Below are 18319 nucleotides of genomic sequence, written 5' to 3'. Positions count from 1 at the left end.
GTTTCCGCTTCCCCGCCTTCGACCCGAGTTCCGACATGACCGATCATTCCGCTTCCTACGCCATCCAGCCGCCCGCCGTCGCCAGCATCGCGATCGCCGGTTCGCCGGCGCGCTTCCCGCTGCGCCGCGTGTTCTGCGTCGGCCGCAACTACGCCGAGCACGCGCGCGAAATGGGCGCCGATCCGACCCGCGAGCCGCCGTTCTTCTTCTCGAAGCCGGCCGACGCCGTGGTGCCGGCCGAAGGCACCGTCCCCTACCCGCCGCTGACCTCGGACCTGCACCACGAGATCGAACTCGTGATCGCGGTGGGCACCGGCGGTACCCACATCGACCCGGCTAAGGCGCTCGACCACGTCTGGGGCTACGCCGTGGGCGTCGACCTCACGCGCCGCGACCTGCAGGCCGAGGCGAAGAAGCTCGGCCGCCCGTGGGACTGGGCCAAGGGCTTCGACGCGTCCGGGCCGGTCACGCCGCTGCACCCGGCCGCCGCGGTCGGGCACCCGAAGGGCGGCCGGATCTGGCTGTCGGTGAACGGCACGGCGCGCCAGCAGGGCGACCTGGCCGACATGATCTGGCCGGTGCCGGACATCATCGCGTATGTGTCGCGCTCGATCGAACTGCAGCCGGGCGACCTGATCTTCACCGGTACGCCGGCCGGCGTCGCGGCGCTGCAGCCGGGCGATCGCGTGGAAGGCGGCGTGGACGGCATCGCGTCGTTCGCGTTCACGGTTGGCGCGAAGCCGGAGTAAGGCTGGCGAGCGCGGCGGGTTCGGGTGAACGATTGCGCGTGCCCGTGCGCGGGATTCCAGGCGGCCGCCCGAACGCGGCCCGCGCCGCCGACGCCTGACGCGTCTTGCCGCGCATCAAAACAAGGCAGCGGCACGCCAGTTCGGCGGTGCGTTCCATGCAGGCGGCCTGGCCCGCCATCGCCGGGCGCCACGCCGAACGGAATCGTCGAAGCGCCGCTCAGCAATTGCGCCGGTCCCACCCGTCCCGACTCAACACGAACGCCACCTCTTGCGCTCCGTCCGTGCCGACGGGTTTCCGTCCGCTCTCACGCATGCCGAGTCTTTCGGCTATTTTTCTCGACGCCATGTTTTCGGCCAGGCAGTGCGCCGTGACCTCGCCGGCGTGGCGGATCTCGAAACACCAGACCAGCAGCCGTCGCGCCGCCTCGGTGGCATAGCCGTTTCCTCGAAACGGCGCGGCCAGCCACCACCCGATATCGATCACGAGGGGATCTCCCTCATGAACGAATCCCCCGACCTCGCCGATCATGTCGTCGTGGCCGTCGCGGCAAATCGTAAACATGCGCCAGCCGGGATCGGCGTCCGTTTTCACGGCCTGCGCCTCGAGCAGACGCGCCGCGTCCTCCCCGGACATGAGGTCGGTTGAATCGGGCGACAAGCCCGTATTTCGACAAGCCAACAGCCCGCGCAAATCATGGAGGGACGGCTGTCGTATCTGGATTCGTTGAACGCTTTCGCTCATGCGTGTCGCGACCTGGCTGTTGATTAAAAACACACCGATTGAACCACCCCAAAAATCGCGGCGGCAGGCAAACGAGCGCGGCGGCCACGCCGTCTGTCATTGCCCGGCCGGAACGGCCGCCTTCGCAGCCAGCCTCACGGCGAGATCGCGCGCGGCCTGCCTGGCCGCCTCATCGATCTCGGGGCCAAGCAGCGTTTTCTCGACGACGATCGATTCGATGTCCGTCACGCCGACAAAACGCAGCCACGCTTCCATGAACGGCCGCTGAAAATCGAACGAATGGGCCGGTGTGCCCGACTCCATTGAATAGTCGAGGCCTCTCGCATAGACCAGCACCGCGTGCTTGCCGTTCAGCAATCCCGCGCTGCCCCGCTCATCCAGCGAAAACAGGACGTTGCGCTGCGAGACGGCATCGATGAAATGCTTGAGCCGGTAGGGAATGGAAAAATTCCAGAGCGGCACGGAAAACAGCAGGGTATCGGCGTCGTGCAGCCGCTGCGCGAGGCTTCGGATCGCCGCCCACGCCTGCTGTTGTCCGGCGTTCAGCGCCGTGCCGCTCAGTTCCGCATATTTGGCGTCGAGCGCGTCGCCGTCGAATTCCGGCAATGCGACGGCCCATAGATCGAGCACGTCGATCCGATGATCCGGATGTGCCTTCCGGTATGCGTCCAGATACGTGCGCGCGACGTCGAGCGACGCCGACCGCAGTTTCCGCGGCGACGCTTCGATATGCAGCAAAGTGGGCATGGCTGACTCCTGCGTGGTGGATGAGTCGCCATCACAACATATTTCAATTCAAAATATAAACAAAGTATCATCGCGAGATTCAGTGCTTTTCGCACTTAAATGATTCAACGAACGGAAACCTCGCGTGTTCGATACCGTCCTGCTGCGCTCTTTCGTGGCGATCGTCCAGGAGGGCGGCTTCACGAACGCCGCCCTCCGTCTGAACCTGACGCAGTCCGCGGTCAGTGCGCATCTGCGGCGCCTGGAAAAGCAAATCGGCCGCGATCTGCTCGCGCGCACGACACGTTCGGTCGCGCTGACCCCGGACGGCGAGTTGCTGCTGGGATACGCACGCGCGATCCTGGCGCTCAATCACGATGCGCGCGCGCAGCTATCGCGCGGGCCGAGCGAGGGCGTGGTCCGCGTCGGGCTGTCGGAAGATCTCGCCGGCCCGCGGCTCATGAACGTCATGCAGGCATTCGCCGTTCGGTATCCGCGTATCGAGTTCAGCGCCCGGGTGGGTATCCCGGCCGAACTGCTGCATTCGCTGGACCAGCTCGAGCTCGACGTGGTGATCGGCGGACGCTGTCACGACGCCCGTCCCGGACGTGTCATGTGGCGCGAGCCGCTGGTATGGGCCGGCGCGGAGTGGGCATCGCTCGCGTCCCATCTGCCGGTGCCGCTCGCCCTGTCTCCCGAGCCCTGTCCGTATCGCGAGGCGGCACTGGCCGCACTCGCGCGCGCCGGCGTCGATTACCGGATCGTGCTGGTGTGCGCGAGCGGTGCCGGCCTCTGCGCGGCCGCGCAGGCCGGCTTCGCGGTGACGCCGATCACGCAGACACAACTGATCAACGGCCTGCGCGTGATCCCGCCGGATGCCGGCTTGCCGGCGCTGCCCGATGTCGAATTCACGATGTTCGCCGCGGCGGGGGCTTCGGCGGATGTCGTCGACGAACTGGGCGACGCGATTGCGCTGGCATTCGCTCACAAGGGATGACTCGGTGAGGCCAGCCGGATTTTTCATGGCGCCGAGCTCGTGGGACGACGCGGGCCAAACGGCCCCTTGACCGATGCGGCGCCCGTTGCCGGCATCGATGCGATCGAACCACGCGGCGCCCACGCGAGCCATGCTCGCGATCCGGCGACGCCTCGAATCCGCGCCGCAACGACCGATGCCGGCAGCCCTGTCCATCCGCCCCGCCTCCCTTTCACGACGATGACATCCGCGCATCACCATCCAGCCCAAGCTATGATGTGCGCCCGTCGGCTCCGTCGCCCCCCGATATGTCCAACCTCCCGCCCCTGCTGCCCTGGGCCGCGATCTTCGCCGCCGCGCTGCTCGTCTGGTGTCCCCGCCTTCGCTTGGCCAGCGTCGCGCTGGCCGCGATCGGCTACGCCGCCGCGTTCGCGGCCGGCCAGCTCGCCCCGATCGCGCTCGCCCCGCTCGCGGGCCTCGCGCTGGCCGCCTGGGCGATCCGCCCGGGTCGCGCCTGGCCGCTGCGCATCGCCGGCGGCGTGCTGTTCACGATGCTGGCCGTGGCGCTCTCGCTGCACCTGCTGCCCGGCTTCCACAACCCGCGCGTGATCGCCGCGATCCGTTTCACGCCGGACGCGGTGCCGTTCACGATGTATCTGAACGCCGACAAGGCACTGGTCGGCTTCTGGCTGCTGTGGGTGCTGCCCTCGGCCGTGCGGCCGGTGCGCTGGAGCAAGTCGCTGCCGATCGGCGCGGCGGCCGCGCTCGGCACGGCGCTGGTCTGTCTCGCGCTGGCGGCCGCGCTCGGCGCGGTGGGCTGGGCGCCGAAATGGCCGGCGGCCGGCTGGCTCTGGCTCGCCAACAATCTGCTGATCGTCGCGCTCGCCGAGGAAGCGCTGTTTCGCGGCTGGCTCCAGCGCGGCCTCGAGATCGGCCTCGCGCGCGCGCCGGGCGGCCAGTGGCTCGCGCTGCTCGCGGCCTCGCGCGTGTTCGGCGCGGCCCACGCGCAGGGCGGCGCCGCGTTCGTCGCGCTGGCCACGCTATCGGGCCTCGGCTACGGCCTCGCCTACCGCTTCGGCGGCCTGCGCGCGGCCTGGATCGCCCACGCCGGCCTCGACATCGTGCATTTCGCGCTATTCACCTACCCGCTGCGCGCGGCGACGGGCGCCTGAGCGTCAGGCACGGCGCGCGGTCTCACTTCGCCTGATCGGCCAGCGGCTGCAGGAACGCGGAGAACCCGGTCAACATGATCTGCACGCCCACGCACAGCAGCAGGAACGCCGACACGCGCTGCGCGACCTTGGTGCCCTCGGCGCCGAGGTAGCGCGCGAGCACTTCGGCGCGGCTGTAGGTCTGCCAGATCACGAGCGCGGCCAGCGCCGACACGGCCACCGAGACGATGCTCGACATCAGGAACTCGGAGAGCTTGTGGGTGCGGTTCGCGTTCAGCGCGATCGCGGTGGCGACCGAGCCCGGCCCGACCGTCAGCGGAATCGTCAGCGGGAAGAAGGCGCGCGCCATCACGTTGTGCGGGTTGAGCGGCTTGACCTCGGCCTCGCCGCCGGGCACGTCCGGCGCGTTCAGCATCTGCCAGCCGGACACGGCCACCGCGAAGCCGCCGCCGATGCGCAGCGCCTCCATCGAGATACCGAAAAAGTGCAGCACCGGCGTGCCGAAGAAAAACGCCACCATCAGCACGATGAACGCGTTGATCGCCACCTTGCGCGCGAGCGCGGCGCGCTGGCGCTCGTTGAGCGAATCGGTGCGCTCGAGGAACAGGAACGCGATCCCGAACGGATTGAGGATGCCCATCAGGCCGGTGAAGCCGAACAAGATTTCGGAAATCAGACGGTGGAAGATCATCGGTCGAAAAAGAAAGACGACGGCGTCCGGGCACGCGGACGGGATCGGGCCGGCGCCATTGTAGTGCAGCCGTTCACGCTCGCGGCGGCGGTGCGAACGAATCGATGACGAGGCCGGCACGGCGCCCGCTGCCGCCCCCGTTCATGCATGTCTTTACACGTCCCGGCATGCGCCGCCACGCGGGCCGCCGCGCCAATACGCGGCGGCCACCAGAAGGGCCGGAACGACCCGCCCGCCTGCTAGAATCGGGCACGCGCGAACCCGCCCGGGCCGAGCGCCGGGACAGAACACCCGATCAACAAAGCAACCATGGATCGCCGATGCCGAACTCCTCTCACGCCCTGCCCCGCTGGACGCTCGTGGCCCCGATCGCGGCCTGGCTGGTACTCGCGGTGGCGGGCTTCATCCCGTTCGAGTGGCTCGCGATCACGCTGATCGCGGTGGCGCTGGCCGGCGCGGTGTTCGCGGCGGTCCATCACGCCGAGGTGGTCGCGCATCGCGTCGGCGAGCCGTTCGGCACGCTGGTGCTGGCGATCGCGGTGACCGTGATCGAGGTGGCGCTGATCGTCTCGGTGATGCTGTCGGCCGGCCCCGAGAAATCGGGCCTCGCGCGCGACACGGTGTTCGCGGCGGTGATGATCGTCTGCAACGGCATCGTCGGGCTCTGCCTGCTGGTGGGCGGCTGGAAGCACGGCGAACAGGATTTCCAGGGGCGCGGCGCGAGCAAGTCGCTGGCGGTGCTGGCTTCGCTGTCGGTGCTCTCGCTGGTGATGCCGAACTACCTGAACGCGGCGCCCGGCCCGCAGTTCTCCACCTCGCAGCTGGCCTTCGCGGGGGTCTCCTCGCTGGTGCTCTACGGCGTGTTCGTGTTCGTGCAGACGGTGCGCCACCGCGATTACTTCCTGGTGGCCGAAAGCACCGACGAATCGATCCACGCGGCGCCGCCCACGGCGCGCGTCGCGCTGACGAGCGTGGTGTTCCTGCTGATCGCGCTGGTGGCGGTGGTGCTGCTCGCGAAGCTGCTGTCGCCGGCCGTCGAGCGCGGCGTGGCGCATCTGGGCGCGCCCGAGGCGGCGGTGGGCATCGTGATCGCGGCGCTGGTGCTGCTGCCCGAGGGGCTCGCGGCGGTGGGCGCGGCGCGTGCGAACCGCCTGCAGACGAGCCTCAACCTCGCGCTCGGCTCGGCGCTCGCGAGCATCGGCCTGACGATCCCGACCGTGGCCGCCGTGTTCATCTGGACCGGCCAGCCGCTCACGCTCGGCATCGGCTCGATGGAAACGGTGCTGCTCTCGCTCACGCTGCTGGTCAGCACGCTGACGCTGAGCGCGGGCCGCACCACCGTGCTGCAGGGCGTGGTCCACCTCTCGCTGTTCGCCGCCTACCTGTTCCTGTCGGTCACGCACTGAGTCGCGCAGCAGGTCGCGCACCGACGGCCGCACGCCGGTTCCGGACCGGCCGGCGCGAACGCGCCGGCCACATCACCCGACTCACTCCAGATCGCTGAGACTACGCTCAGGCGCCGGCCGGCACCGTGCCGGCCAGCCGTTCCAGCTCGACCAGATCGTTGGCGAGCGCCGGCGTGAGCGTCGTGCGCAGATGGTCGAGGAAGGTGCGCGTCTTCGCGTCGAGATAGCGGCGCGTCGCATACACGGCATAGACGTGGATCGTGTGCAGCCGGTAGTTCGGCAGCACCCGCACGAGCCTGCCGGAGCGCAGGTCGTCGAGCGCCGTGTAGAGCGCGATCGAGCCGATGCCGCGGCCGAGGCGCAGCGCCACCGCGAGCGCGTCGGGCACGTTGACCTGGAACGGCGAGGTCGGCAGCTCGAAGCGCCGCTCGTCGCCGTCGTCGCTCTCGAGCCGCCATTCGCCGCCCGGCGACGACGGCGTGTCGAGCCGCAGGCAGGTGTGCTTGAGCAGATCGTCGGGCGTCTTCGGCACGCCGTGGCGCGCCAGGTAATCGCGCGACGCCACCAGCACGCTGCAGCTCTCGCCGCAGGTCTGCGCGACGTAGCCGGAATCGGGCAGCTGCGAGGCCGTGACGATCGACACGTCGTAGCCCTCTTCCACCAGGTTCGGCATGCGCTGCGCGAGCGTCAGCTCGATCGACACCTCGGGGTTGTCTTCCTGGTAACGCGCCACGGCCGGCACCACGTGGCTCTGCCCGAGCCCCGTCATCGCATGGATGCGCATCCGTCCGCTCGGCTTCAGCAAGGCGTTGCGCGCCTCGGCGTTGGCGTGGTCGATCTCGGCCAGGATCGACTTCGACCGTTCGAAATAGCGCTGTCCGCTTTCCGTCAGACCGAGGTGGCGGGTGGTGCGGTGCAGCAGGCGCGTCTGCACGTGGGCCTCGAGATTCGAGACGGCACGCGACACCTGCGCGGTCGTGGCGGCGATTTCCTTGGCGACGGCGGTGAAGCTGCCGGCCTCGACGACGCGCACGAACAGCCGCATGTTTTCGAGCATGTCCATGGGGGATCAGGGATACGGAGGAGCTGGCGATGCCGCGGCCCCTCGGGGCCTGGCGGCGCAGGCGGCAGACGCGCGATCCCGGCCGGAAGCTGGACTGGGGATCGGCATCGCGCGCGGCATCTTGTCGGATTCGAATTTGATTTGAAGCAATCGGGGCTGCGGCGAATTGTACGCCCATGATCGGTCGAACGCTCGTTTGAATCGCACGCCCCTACACGCAATACAGGGATGCATCATGATAAATATCATATTGCGATATAATTCGCGGCCATCCGATCGTCGCACCCCAGATCCGCTCATGTCGCCGCTGCCGTCGCACTCCTCCCTGTCGTTCGCCGCCCGCCTGCGCGCCTGGCTGCTCGGTTTCGCGCCGGCCCCGGTCGTGCTCAGCTCGCGCGAGCGGCTGCGCTCGTGCCTCGGCGCGCTGGTCGGCATCGCCTGCGTGGGCCTGACGATGAGCATGCTGCCGGGCATCCCCGACGCGGTTCCGCTGCTGGTCGCGCCGATGGGCGCGTCGGCGGTGCTGCTGTTCGCGGTGCCGGCCAGCCCGCTCGCGCAGCCGTGGTCGCTGATCGGCGGCAATCTGGTGTCGGCGGTGGTGGGCGTGGCCTGCGCGCGGTGGATTCCGTCGCCGGTCGCGGCCGCCTCGCTCGCGATCGCCTGTTCGGTCGGCGCGATGCTGGCGCTGCGCTGCGTCCACCCGCCGTCCGGCGCGGTGGCGCTGACCGCCGTGGTGGGCGGGCCGTCCGTCCACGCGCTCGGCTTCGGTTTCGTGTTCGAGCCGATCGCGCTGCAATCGGCGGCGCTGCTGGCCGCCGCGCTCGGCTATCACGCGCTGACGGGCCACCGTTATCCGCACCGTGGTGCAGCCCAGCGCGAGGCCGACCGGCCGACCGCGCGCGGCTTCTCGCGTGAAGACCTGGAGGCGGCACTCGAACGCCGGACCGAATGGCTCGACGTCTCGACCGACGATCTCGACGCGCTGCTGCGGGAAACCGAACTGCACGCCTACGCGCGCACGTTCGGCGCGCTGAGCTGCGCCGATCTGGTCGCGCATCCACGCGTCGGGCTCGACGCCGGCACGCGCGTCTCGGCCGCGCTCGCGCTGCTCGACCGGCTGCGCACCGACGCACTGCCGGTGGTGGACGCGGCGCGTCGCGTGCTCGGCGTCGTCACGCGCGCGCGGCTCGCGCCGCTGGCCGCCGCGGCGCAGCGGCCAGGCGCCCGGCACGCCAGCCCCATCGTTGATGCGCGACACGATCCGCCGATCGCCGACGCGATCGTGGCGGGCGCACCGAGTATCCTGTCCACCGAGCCGATCACCGATCTCGTGCCGCTGTTCGCCGAGGCCGGCGAGCCGGTGATCGTGGTGGTCGACGCGGGCGAGCAGGTGGTCGGGCTCGTCACGCAGGCCGACCTGATCGCCGGGCTGTACCGGGGCACGCGGGAGCGCAAGGCGGCCTGAGCGGCGCCCGGCAGACACGATGCGAAACCTCAATATTTCCGCTGTCTCACGGCCATATATGTCACGACGTGATATATTTATCGATTCCGCCCGACCTGGAATCATGATGACCGACTCGCCCCAACTCCTGCAGAAATCCGATTTCGAACAGCTGTCCGAGTTCCGCTACCAGATGCGGCGCTTCGAGCGCTTCTCCGAGCGCGCGGCGCAGAGCGAGGGCGTGACGCCGCTGCAATACCTGATGCTGCTGCACATCAAGGGCTACCCGGCACGCGAATGGGCCACTATCGGCGAGCTGGCCGAGCGGCTGCAGGCGCAGCATCACGGCGTGGTCGCGCTGGTCTCGCGCTGCGAGGCGGCCGGGCTCGTCAAGCGCCGGCCCAGCGCGAGCGACCGGCGCCAGGTGGAAGTCCATCTGCTGAAGGCCGGCGAGACGGTGCTGGCGCGGCTCGCCGCGCTGCATCGCGCCGAGATCAAATCGCTGCGCGGCACGTTCCAGGTGCCGCAGATCGACTATTAGCCCCGTTTTCCCACTCTTCTTCCCCCGACCATCATGCATGCCGCCCCGCCGCACCAGCGCGATTTCGCGCCGAACCTCCGCCTGCCCCGCATCGCCGTGCTCGCCGCCGCGATCGGCGTGACCAGCACGCTCGCGGCGGTCGTGCTGCTGAACCTGATCCACCTGTTCACGAACCTGTTCTTCTTCGGCCGCTGGTCGTTCGCCGACCGCGCGCCGGCCGGCCACGCGCTCGGCGCCTGGGTGATCGCGGTGCCGGTGATCGGCGGCCTGATCGTGGGCCTGATGGCGCGCTTCGGTTCGGAGAAGATCCGCGGCCACGGCATTCCCGAGGCGATCGAGGCGATCCTGTTCGGCAAGAGCCGCATGTCGCCGAAGGTGGCGATCCTCAAGCCGCTCTCGTCGGGCGTCGTGATCGGCAGCGGCGGGCCGTTCGGCGCCGAGGGGCCGATCATCATGACGGGCGGCGCGCTCGGCTCGCTGATCGCGCAATGCTTCAAGGTGACGGCCGCCGAGCGCAAGACGCTGCTGGTGGCGGGTGCCACGGCCGGCATGACCGCCGTGTTCGGCACGCCGGTCGCGGCGGTGCTGCTGGCCGTCGAGCTGCTGCTGTTCGAATGGCGCCCGCGCAGCTTCCTGCCGGTGGCGCTGGCCTGCGCGGTGGCCGGCTTCGCGCGCGCGCTCTGCTTCGGCACCGCGCCGCTGTTCCCGCTGACGACGGCCGCGCCCTCCACCTCCGCGCTGTTCGTCTGCCTGCTGGCCGGGCTGCTGTCGGGCGCGCTCGCGAGCGGCCTGTCGGCCGCGCTCTACCGCACCGAGGACGCGTTCGGCAAGCTGCCGCTGCACTGGATGTGGTGGCCCGCGCTCGGCGGCGTGGTAGTGGGCATCGGCGGCTGGCTGGAGCCGCGTGCGTTCGGCGTCGGCTACGACGTGATCGGCGACCTGCTGCACGGGCACCTCGCGCTGCACGTCGTGCTCGCGCTGCTCGCGGTCAAGGCGGTGATCTGGGTGGTGGCGCTCGGCTCGGGCACCTCGGGCGGCGTGCTGGCGCCGCTGCTGATGCTCGGCGCCGGGCTCGGCACGCTGCTCGGCGCCGCGCTGCCGGGCACCGATCCCGCGCTGTGGCCGCTGGTCTGCATGGCGGCGACGCTCGGCGCCACGCTGGGCGCGCCGCTCACGGCCGTGGTGTTCGCGTTCGGCCTGACCCACGACGCCACCGCGCTGCTGCCGCTGCTCGCGGCCACGCTGGTCGCGCACGGCTTCTCGGCGGTGGTGATGCGGCGCTCGATCATGACCGAGAAGATCGCGCGGCGCGGCTATCACATCTATCGCGAGTACGGCGTCGATCCGCTCGAACGGCACGAGGTGGCCGACGTGATGACGCGCGAGACGATCGCGATCGACGCGGCCATGCCGCTCGCCGAGGTGCGGCGCGCGTACTTCGGCGCGGACCAGAAGCATCGCGCGTACCCGGTGCTGCGCGACGGCCTGCTCGTGACCATGCTCGACCGCGCCGCGCTCGAACGGCTCGACGCCGAACACGGCCCGCACGCCGGCCTCGGCGCAGCGCTGCGCGGCGTCTCGCGCGGCGCCTGGGCGCTGCCGCACGAGACCTGCCGGCTGGTCGCGACGCGGCTCGCCGTGCATGGGCTCGAGCGGTTGCCGGTGATCGCGGACGAGGCCTCGCCGCGACTCGTCGGCCTCGTCGCGCGCAGCGATCTGGTAAAGCCGGCGCTGCGCCACTTCGACGAGGAACACAAGCGCGAGCGCTTCCACGGCATGCGCCTGCCGCGCGCCTCGCGCTCGCGGCGGCGCATCGTGCGGCCCGGTTGACGGCCTCCACGGCCTCGATAAATGCGGGGTTCGGAGTGATCCGCCAGGCTCGCGGCGAAACCGCCGCTGTCACAATCCGTCACGAATTTAAATCTGCTTAACAGATTTCGGCCGCGTTTTGCGCCATCATGAAGGCAAATGCGATGGGGCCACCGCTCAGCACGCACACTACGCCAGCGGTCATAGAACCGCGGCGTAGGCTGACGGCTACCTCGCTCGAGCAGTCCGATCGTGCCGGCCCCGTCCGCGCCGATCTCGTCACCCGCCGCCCCGCGACCGCGTCGCGAAGCGGTCTCCCATGCCACGTCGCAAGACCAGCGATCAGGGCAAGCGCCTCGTCGGACGCGACCGGATACACCCGGGAACGTCTCGACACGTTTCGCCACGCAACGCGATGACCGTTGCGCAATCGCCGGAACCCCGGCGCGAAACAGGCGATCCGACATTTTCGTAGCTCTCGCCGGCATCGGCATCGCAGGTGCCCGGCATGTGTTTTTACTGAAGACCGAAGAAGGAGATAAACGTGAAGAAACTGCTGCCGCTTATCGCACTGACCGTCGCTGCTTCCGCTTTCGCGCAACAGCAACAACCGCAGTGGACGATCCAGAACGTCGGTCAAAGCCAGAAGCCCGCTCCGCAGGTTGCCGCCTGCATCGCCAAGAGCTGGGCCGACAAGTCCCAGCAACAGGTGATCTCGCAGGACGTGCTCGCCAACGACATGGCGATGGACGTCTACGTGCCGGGCCAGCAGCCGCCCAATGGCGCGGCCGCGATGGTACGCCCGGCCCGCTCGGCCGGCGCCACCACCTGGGTGGGCTTCCGCTCGGTCGGCGACGCCGCGAACCCGGCCGCCGCGGACCTCAGCACCTGCCTGTAAAGCCGCAAGCGAAGCACCCGGGCGCGCCGGCGTCTGGCCACGACACGCACCGCTCTCCCCTGGCCGGTGCGCGTCGCGGCCGGACGCCGCCGCCACGGATCGCTTCGGTCCGCTGCGTCGGACATCCCGCACCCCGCCCCGGCGGGGTAATGCCGTTCAGTTAAGCAACTGAACGGCATTTTTGTTTTGGGGAAGGAGTGGTTGTAAACGCTGCGCTGAAGTGTTAACTTTTCGGCGCGATGCTGACCGACCACCTGACCTTCATGCTGGATACCGGACCAACCGAGTTGAGCCGGTTGGCGGAGCATCTGCCGCATGCATGGATCGAGCAAGCCATCGAAGCGACCGGCACGGCGAGCATTCGTCGCCGTCGCTTGCCGGCTGAACAGGTGGTCTGGCTAGTGATTGCGCTGGCGATCTATCGTCATTGGTCAGTCAGCGAAGTGGTGGACAGTCTGGAACTGGTGCTGCCCAACGAATCCGCGTTCGTCAGCAAGAGCGCCGTCACTCAAGCCCGGCAGCGCTTAGGCCAAGCCCCGATAGCTTGGCTGTTCGAGCAAACCGCGCAGGCATGGTGCAAGCAGGACGCGGTTCGTCATGGCGTCAAAGGCCTCAGTCTATGGGCCATGGATGGCACCACGCTACGCACGCCGGACAGTACCGCGAATCGGGAACATTTCGGGGCCCAAAGCTACGCGAGCGGCAAGGTGGCCAGCTATCCGCAGGTGCGTGCCGTCACGCTGAGCTCGATCCCGACGCATCTCGTGGCGAACATCGCGTTTGGCCGCTACGACACCAACGAGATGATCTACGCCAAGAGCCTGTTGGCGCAGATCCCCGACCATTCGCTCACGGTCTTCGACAAAGGCTTCCTGGCTGCCGAGATCCTGTGGGGCCTGAGCTCGGGCGAACGCAATCGCCACTTCCTGATTCCGGCAAAGTCCAATACGCGTTGGGAGGTATTGTCGGGCAAACCGGACGATGCACTGGTGCGCATGCGCGTCTCGCCTCAGGCTCGGCAGAAATGCCCCGATTTGCCGGAGTGGTGGACCGCGCGTGCAGTGCGCATTCAAGATGCACGAGGGCGCGAGCGGGTACTACTGACATCCTTGACCGATCGGCGTCGCTTCAAGTTGGCCGATCTGGCTGCGTGCTACGAGCGGCGCTGGCAGATCGAGACCAGCTACCGCGAACTGAAGCAGTCCATGCTCGGTAGCGAGCTGACGCTACGCAGCCGAACCGTCGATGGCATCTATCAGGAGATCTGGGGTGCGCTGATCGCCTACAACCTGATTCGTCGCGAAATGGCTAGCGCGGCCTTTGAGGCCAAGTGCGAACCGACCGAATTGAGCTTTGTTCGCTCGTTCCATCTCATCCAGCACGAGATGATGTGGGCCGCGCGCACGCCCGCCTTCGCCAAGCTGCCCACCGTCCTCAAGCGACTTCGCGAACACCTCAAACTGCTCATCAATGTAAAACGGCCCGACCGCAAATGCGATCGGGCCGTCAAGTCCCGTCCTGCTCGTTATGCCGTTCGGTTCCTCAGAAAGAACCTTAACTGAACGGCATTAGCCCCGGCGGGGTGTTTTCCTATCGGCGGGCCATTCCTGCATCCGGCCACTCTTCCGCCGTGCCGCCGTCGCGCGTCACGCCCACTGCCGTCCAACGCGTCGCGCAGGCGATCCTCCAGCATGGCTGGCGGGACAATTTAACAACTTATGGCGAGCGGCAGCACGGCCTATGCTGGGCTGAACTTGCGCCCCACGGGCTCCGCGTTCGCGAGCCCCGCTAACCAGGAGTTGTCATGTCCGCCACCCAGCCCGTCATCGCCGGCATCGCCGAGCTCGCGCCCGAATTCATCGAACTGCGCCACCGCCTTCACGCCCACCCCGAACTCGCTTTCCAGGAAACCCGCACCAGCGACCTGGTCGCGCAGCTGCTGACGCAATGGGGCTATGCCGTCCATCGCGGAATCGGCAAGACCGGGCTGGTCGGCGTGCTGCGCGAGGGCCGCGGCGGCAAGACCCTGGGCCTGCGCGCCGACATGGACGCGCTGCCGATCCGCGAAGCCACGCGCCTGCCCTACGCGAGCGTGAACGAGAACACCATGCACGCCTGCGGCCACGACGGCCATACCGCGATGCTGCTTTGCGCCGCGCGCCACCTCGCCGCCACGCGGCGCTTTTCCGGCACGCTGAACCTGATCTTCCAGCCGGCCGAGGAGAACTTCGGCGGCGGCAAGGCGATGCTCGACGACGGCCTGTTCGAACGCTTCCCGTGCGACGCGATCTTCGCGCTGCACAACATGCCGGGGCGGCCGGCCGGCGACATGGCGTTCCGCGCCGGCCCGGCCATGGCCTCGTGCGATCGCGTGACGATCACGCTGCGCGGCATGGGCGGCCACGGCGCGCTGCCGCATCTGGCGCGCGACCCGATGTCGGCGGCCGGCGGCCTGATGGTGGCGTTGCAGACCATCGTCGCGCGCGACATCGATGCGCGGCAGGCGGCGGTGATCACGGTCGGCAGCGTGCGCGCCGGCGAGACCTTCAACGTGATTCCCGAGACGGTCGAGATGAAGCTGTCGGTGCGCGCGCTCGACGCCGAGGTACGCAGGCAGCTGGCCCTGCGCATCACGCAGCTCGCGCAGGGCCACGCCACCGCCTACGGCCTCACCGCCGTGGTCGACTACGACTACGGCTACCCGGTGCTCGTCAACCACGCGGCGCCCACCGAATTCGCGCGCGGCATCGCCCGCGAGCTGCTCGGCGACGCGCGCGTGGAAGCGCAGGCGCCGCCGCTGATGGGCAGCGAGGATTTCGCCTACATGCTGGAGGCACGGCCCGGCTGCTATGCGCTGCTCGGCAACGGCGTGGAAGGCTGCCACGGACGGATGGTCCACCACCCCGGCTACGACTTCAACGACGAAATCCTCGCGATCGGCGCGAGCTACTGGGTGAGGATCGCGCAGGGCTGGCTCGCCGCTTGAGACGCGGCACGGCGCCCGGCAAGGAACGGCGCGGCGCCCGCCGACGAGGGCCGGATACGCGAACGCCGCGTGAAACCGCGGCGCCGGGCGGTCCGGCTCGCGCCCGCCCCGCAAACGATGGCATGATACGAACTTGCGCCACCTTCATCCCTACCGCGCCGAACCATGTCGAATCTGATCGTCCACGGCGGCACCCCGCTACGCGGGGAAATCACGCCGTCCGCCAACAAGAACGCCGTCCTCCCGATCCTCTGCTCCACCCTGCTGTCCGACCAGCCGCTGCGGCTCGTCGGCGTGCCCGACATCACCGACGTGCGCAAGATCCTCGAGATCTTCCGCACGCTCGGCAGCGACGTGTCGATCGATTTCGCCACCGGCGTGCTCGATCTGCATCACCGCGCGACGCAGTTCGATCCGGCCGTGCATCGGCTGCCCGAGGAAATGCGCTCGTCGATCATGCTGGTGCCGCCGCTGCTCGCCCGCTTCGGCGTGGCGCGGCTCGAGAACGACGTGAAGGGCTGCACGCTCGGCGTGCGCGAGATCGATCCGCACGTGGAAGTGTTCGAGCGTTTCGGCGCGAGCATCGAGCGCACCACCGATTCGCTGATCGTGCGCGCCACCAAGCTGACGCCGAACGACCACTGGCTCGACTACGCGTCGGTCACCACCACCGAGAACTTCGTGCTCTGCGCGGCGGCGGCCGGCGGCGTGTCGACGCTCGTGAACGCCGCCTCGGAGCCGCACGTGCAGGAGTTCTGCCGCTTCCTCGCGATGCTCGGCGTGCCGATCGAAGGCATCGGCACCTCGCACGTGCGCGTGCAGGGCGGCGTGAAGCTGGCGGGCGGCGAGCACCGCTTCGCCGAGGATTTCCACGAGATCGCCACGTTCCTCGCGCTCGGCGCGATCACGGGCGGCGATATCGCGGTGCGCAACAGCGGCCCCGAGCAGTTCCCGCTGATCGACCGCACGTTCGCCAAGCTCGGCGTGCAGGTCACGCACGCGAACGGCTGGTCGCGCGCCACGCGCGACGGCGCGATGAAGGTGAAAAAGCCGTTCACGCAGAACATCCTGACCAAGATCGAAGCCGCGCCGTGGCCGTACCTGCCGGTCGACCTGCTGCCGATCTTCATCGCGCTCGGCGTCAAGGCCGAGGGCAGCGTGATGTTCTGGAACAAGGTGTACGACGGCGCGATGGGCTGGACCGGCGAGCTCTCGAAGTTCGGCGCGCACGTGTTCCAGTCCGATCCGCACCGGCTGATCACGTTCGGCGGGCTGCCGCTCACGCCGGCGCGCGTCGAGAGCCCCTACATCATCCGCGTCGCGATCGCGCTGCTGATGGTGGCCGCCAGCATCGAGGGCCGCTCCGAGATCCTCAACGCGCAGCCGATCCGCCGCGCGCATCCGCACTTCGTCGAGAACCTGCGCTCGGTCGGCGCGAACGTCGAGTGGACGGCCGGCGACTGATGCGCCGGCGCTGAATGCGCCACCGCCCGGGACGACGCGAGCCGTTCCGGGCGGTGCTGCGATGTTCGGGTGATGGCCGGCCGCGCGCGGCGGCCGGCTCCCGCATCAGAAGTTGTGCATGATGCCGACGTAGGCGCCGGTCTGCGACTCGCCCGTCAGCGGGTTGGTGCCGCTGGTCGAATCGCGCGAGGTCGCGATCAGCGAGAAGTCCGAGTTGCCGCTGTTGCGCATGTAGGCGACCGTGCCGTACAGGAACGTGCGCTTCGACAGGTTGTAGGTGGTGCCGAGCACGTACATGATCGCGTGGCCCGACGGATCGTGCGTGGCGTCGCCGCCGCCGCTGCCCACCCGCACGTAGAAGCCGCCGGCCGTGACGGCCCAGGCCGGCGTCGCCGTGTAGGTCGCGCCGAGCCAGACGTGATCGGCGCGATCGGCGAGGCCGGTGGGCGTATCGGGCGCCGAGTAGTGCGTGTAGGCGGCCTGGATCTTGAACTTCTGCACGTAGACGTTGGTGCCGACGAAGTACTCGCGCGAGGCCGTGAACACGTTGTCCATCTTGCCGTTGCTGTTGCGCAGTTCGTCATAGATGCCGCGCACGTCGAACAGCGGCGAGTGGTACGACAGCATGATGCCGTCGGAGCGGCCGAAGTCGTTGTTCGGGCCGGTGTTGAAGCTGGTCTGGTTGCCGAACGCGAACTGCCCCTGCACGTCGAAGCCGTTCCACACCGGGCTGTGGTATTCGATGTTGTTGCTGGTCTGCTGCCAGTTGCGGCCGCGCACCAGCGAGGCCGACGAGAACGCCTGCTGCACGAACGGATCGAATTCCCACACGCCGTCGCTGTCGATGAACAGGTTGCGCCCGGCCTGCAGCGTGCCCCAGTCATTGTTCTTCAGGCCCACGTAGGCGCGCCGCGAGAACATCCGGCCGCCACCCGTGGTGCCGTTCATCACCTGGAACGCGGTCTCGAGGTCGAAGATCGTCGACGTGCCGCCGCCCAGGTCTTCCACGCCCTTCAGGCCGAACATGCTGGTGCCCCAGTCGCCGCCTTCCGCGCTCCAGAGGTTGCTGGTGCCGGTGCGCGTCGCGTTGGCGACGTGGTTGATGTACTGGATGCCGCCGTCGATCCGCCCGTACAGCGTGACGCTCGACTGCGCGAACGCGGCGGCCGGCATGGCAAAGCTCAGCGCCGCGATGGTTCTGATTCGAAGTTTCATATCCCCTGCCTGTATCTCTCTCAGATTGACTGGCACTTCCGGCGCGCCGCCGCGCTGCTGGATGCGGCCGTGAAGCGTCCCGGGCCCGCACCGCCGGCGCAGCGAAGCCGCCCGCGGATACGGTGTTCTTGTGTGGTCGGCGAACCCATCGCCGGATGCCGCGTGCGTGGGCCGTCTCGCTCGAGGCCGCCCGGATCGTGATGCAACGGGGCGGCCGGATCGTTCAGAGGGTTGACCGTTTGCGCGGACCGGCAATGTACGCGTTCGCGGCCTGACGGACAATCTCTTTATAGTGCATGAAGCATTCGCCGATTCGCGATAATCCCGCGCCTGGCCCGAGATGTCGGATCGGCGCGACAGCGCTTCCCAGCGCGGCCCAATCGTGTTATTGCACGGCAAAATCCCGTCTGACCGTGAAAGGGCTCGGTTAGAATCGC

At 68.7% G+C, this 18319-nt stretch carries 16 protein-coding genes; 11 read left to right on the top strand and 5 right to left on the bottom strand.

Annotated features, from left to right (window positions below):
- The first annotated feature begins 35 nt into the window (after positions 1-35).
- Positions 36-749 (top strand): fumarylacetoacetate hydrolase family protein, encoded by a 714-nt coding sequence (locus BpN12_RS06345; RefSeq protein WP_246794432.1) that lies wholly within the window; start codon positions 36-38, stop codon positions 747-749.
- Positions 750-966: 217 nt separating this feature from the next.
- Here BpN12_RS06345 and BpN12_RS06340 read toward each other — a convergent pair whose 3' ends face one another.
- Positions 967-1491 carry a GNAT family N-acetyltransferase gene (locus tag BpN12_RS06340; RefSeq protein WP_246794431.1) on the bottom strand — a complete coding sequence of 175 codons (525 nt, stop codon included), beginning with the start codon at positions 1489-1491 and terminating at the stop codon, positions 967-969.
- Between the two features lie 96 nt (positions 1492-1587).
- Positions 1588-2238, bottom strand: coding sequence for an FMN-dependent NADH-azoreductase (locus BpN12_RS06335; protein WP_246794430.1), 651 nt, complete (start codon positions 2236-2238; stop codon positions 1588-1590).
- Positions 2239-2362: 124 nt separating this feature from the next.
- Between BpN12_RS06335 and BpN12_RS06330 the strand changes: the two genes are divergently transcribed.
- Together BpN12_RS06330 and BpN12_RS06325 are read left to right on the top strand one after the other, a co-directional pair.
- Complete coding sequence (locus tag BpN12_RS06330; RefSeq protein ID WP_246794429.1) at positions 2363-3214, top strand: LysR family transcriptional regulator; 852 nt, start codon at positions 2363-2365, stop codon at positions 3212-3214.
- Between the two features lie 287 nt (positions 3215-3501).
- Positions 3502-4365: a CPBP family intramembrane glutamic endopeptidase gene (locus BpN12_RS06325; protein WP_246794428.1), complete on the top strand. Its 864-nt coding sequence runs from the start codon at positions 3502-3504 to the stop codon at positions 4363-4365.
- 22 nt (positions 4366-4387) lie between these two features.
- Here the strand turns inward: BpN12_RS06325 and BpN12_RS06320 are convergent, their stop codons facing one another.
- Complete coding sequence (locus BpN12_RS06320; protein WP_246794427.1) at positions 4388-5056, bottom strand: MarC family protein; 669 nt, start codon at positions 5054-5056, stop codon at positions 4388-4390.
- Between the two features lie 320 nt (positions 5057-5376).
- Between BpN12_RS06320 and BpN12_RS06315 the strand changes: the two genes are divergently transcribed.
- Entirely contained in the window at positions 5377-6462 is a 1086-nt protein-coding gene (locus tag BpN12_RS06315; RefSeq protein WP_246794426.1) for a calcium:cation antiporter, read from the top strand.
- Between the two features lie 106 nt (positions 6463-6568).
- Here the strand turns inward: BpN12_RS06315 and BpN12_RS06310 are convergent, their stop codons facing one another.
- Positions 6569-7525 (bottom strand): LysR family transcriptional regulator, encoded by a 957-nt coding sequence (locus BpN12_RS06310; protein WP_246794425.1) that lies wholly within the window; start codon positions 7523-7525, stop codon positions 6569-6571.
- Positions 7526-7823: 298 nt separating this feature from the next.
- Here BpN12_RS06310 and BpN12_RS06305 point away from each other — a divergent pair, with 298 nt between their 5' ends.
- From BpN12_RS06305 to BpN12_RS06275, 7 genes are all read left to right on the top strand, one after another.
- Complete coding sequence (locus BpN12_RS06305; RefSeq protein WP_246794424.1) at positions 7824-8990, top strand: HPP family protein; 1167 nt, start codon at positions 7824-7826, stop codon at positions 8988-8990.
- A gap of 106 nt (positions 8991-9096) precedes the next feature.
- Entirely contained in the window at positions 9097-9510 is a 414-nt protein-coding gene (locus BpN12_RS06300; RefSeq protein WP_246794423.1) for a MarR family winged helix-turn-helix transcriptional regulator, read from the top strand.
- Positions 9511-9543: 33 nt separating this feature from the next.
- Entirely contained in the window at positions 9544-11340 is a 1797-nt protein-coding gene (locus tag BpN12_RS06295) for a chloride channel protein (protein WP_246794422.1), read from the top strand.
- A 523-nt stretch (positions 11341-11863) separates the two neighbouring features.
- The gene (locus BpN12_RS06290; RefSeq protein WP_246794421.1) at positions 11864-12217 is read left to right on the top strand and encodes a hypothetical protein; all 354 of its coding nucleotides are present in this window, start codon (positions 11864-11866) and stop codon (positions 12215-12217) included.
- Between the two features lie 239 nt (positions 12218-12456).
- Entirely contained in the window at positions 12457-13779 is a 1323-nt protein-coding gene (locus BpN12_RS06285; protein ID WP_246794420.1) for an IS4 family transposase, read from the top strand.
- A gap of 242 nt (positions 13780-14021) precedes the next feature.
- Positions 14022-15203 carry a M20 aminoacylase family protein gene (locus tag BpN12_RS06280; RefSeq protein WP_246794419.1) on the top strand — a complete coding sequence of 394 codons (1182 nt, stop codon included), beginning with the start codon at positions 14022-14024 and terminating at the stop codon, positions 15201-15203.
- 165 nt (positions 15204-15368) lie between these two features.
- The gene (locus BpN12_RS06275) at positions 15369-16667 is read left to right on the top strand and encodes a UDP-N-acetylglucosamine 1-carboxyvinyltransferase (protein ID WP_246794418.1); all 1299 of its coding nucleotides are present in this window, start codon (positions 15369-15371) and stop codon (positions 16665-16667) included.
- Between the two features lie 105 nt (positions 16668-16772).
- Here the strand turns inward: BpN12_RS06275 and BpN12_RS06270 are convergent, their stop codons facing one another.
- A complete protein-coding gene (locus tag BpN12_RS06270; RefSeq protein WP_246794417.1) occupies positions 16773-17882 on the bottom strand; it encodes a porin in 1110 nt (369 codons plus the stop codon).
- Between the last annotated feature and the right edge of the window lie 437 nt (positions 17883-18319).

It is taken from the genome of Burkholderia perseverans, assembly GCF_022870505.1.
GTDB classification, from domain to species: Bacteria; Pseudomonadota; Gammaproteobacteria; order Burkholderiales; family Burkholderiaceae; genus Burkholderia; species Burkholderia plantarii.
Note: the sequence above shows the minus strand (reverse complement) of the source record. Positions and strands in the feature narration are given on the sequence as shown.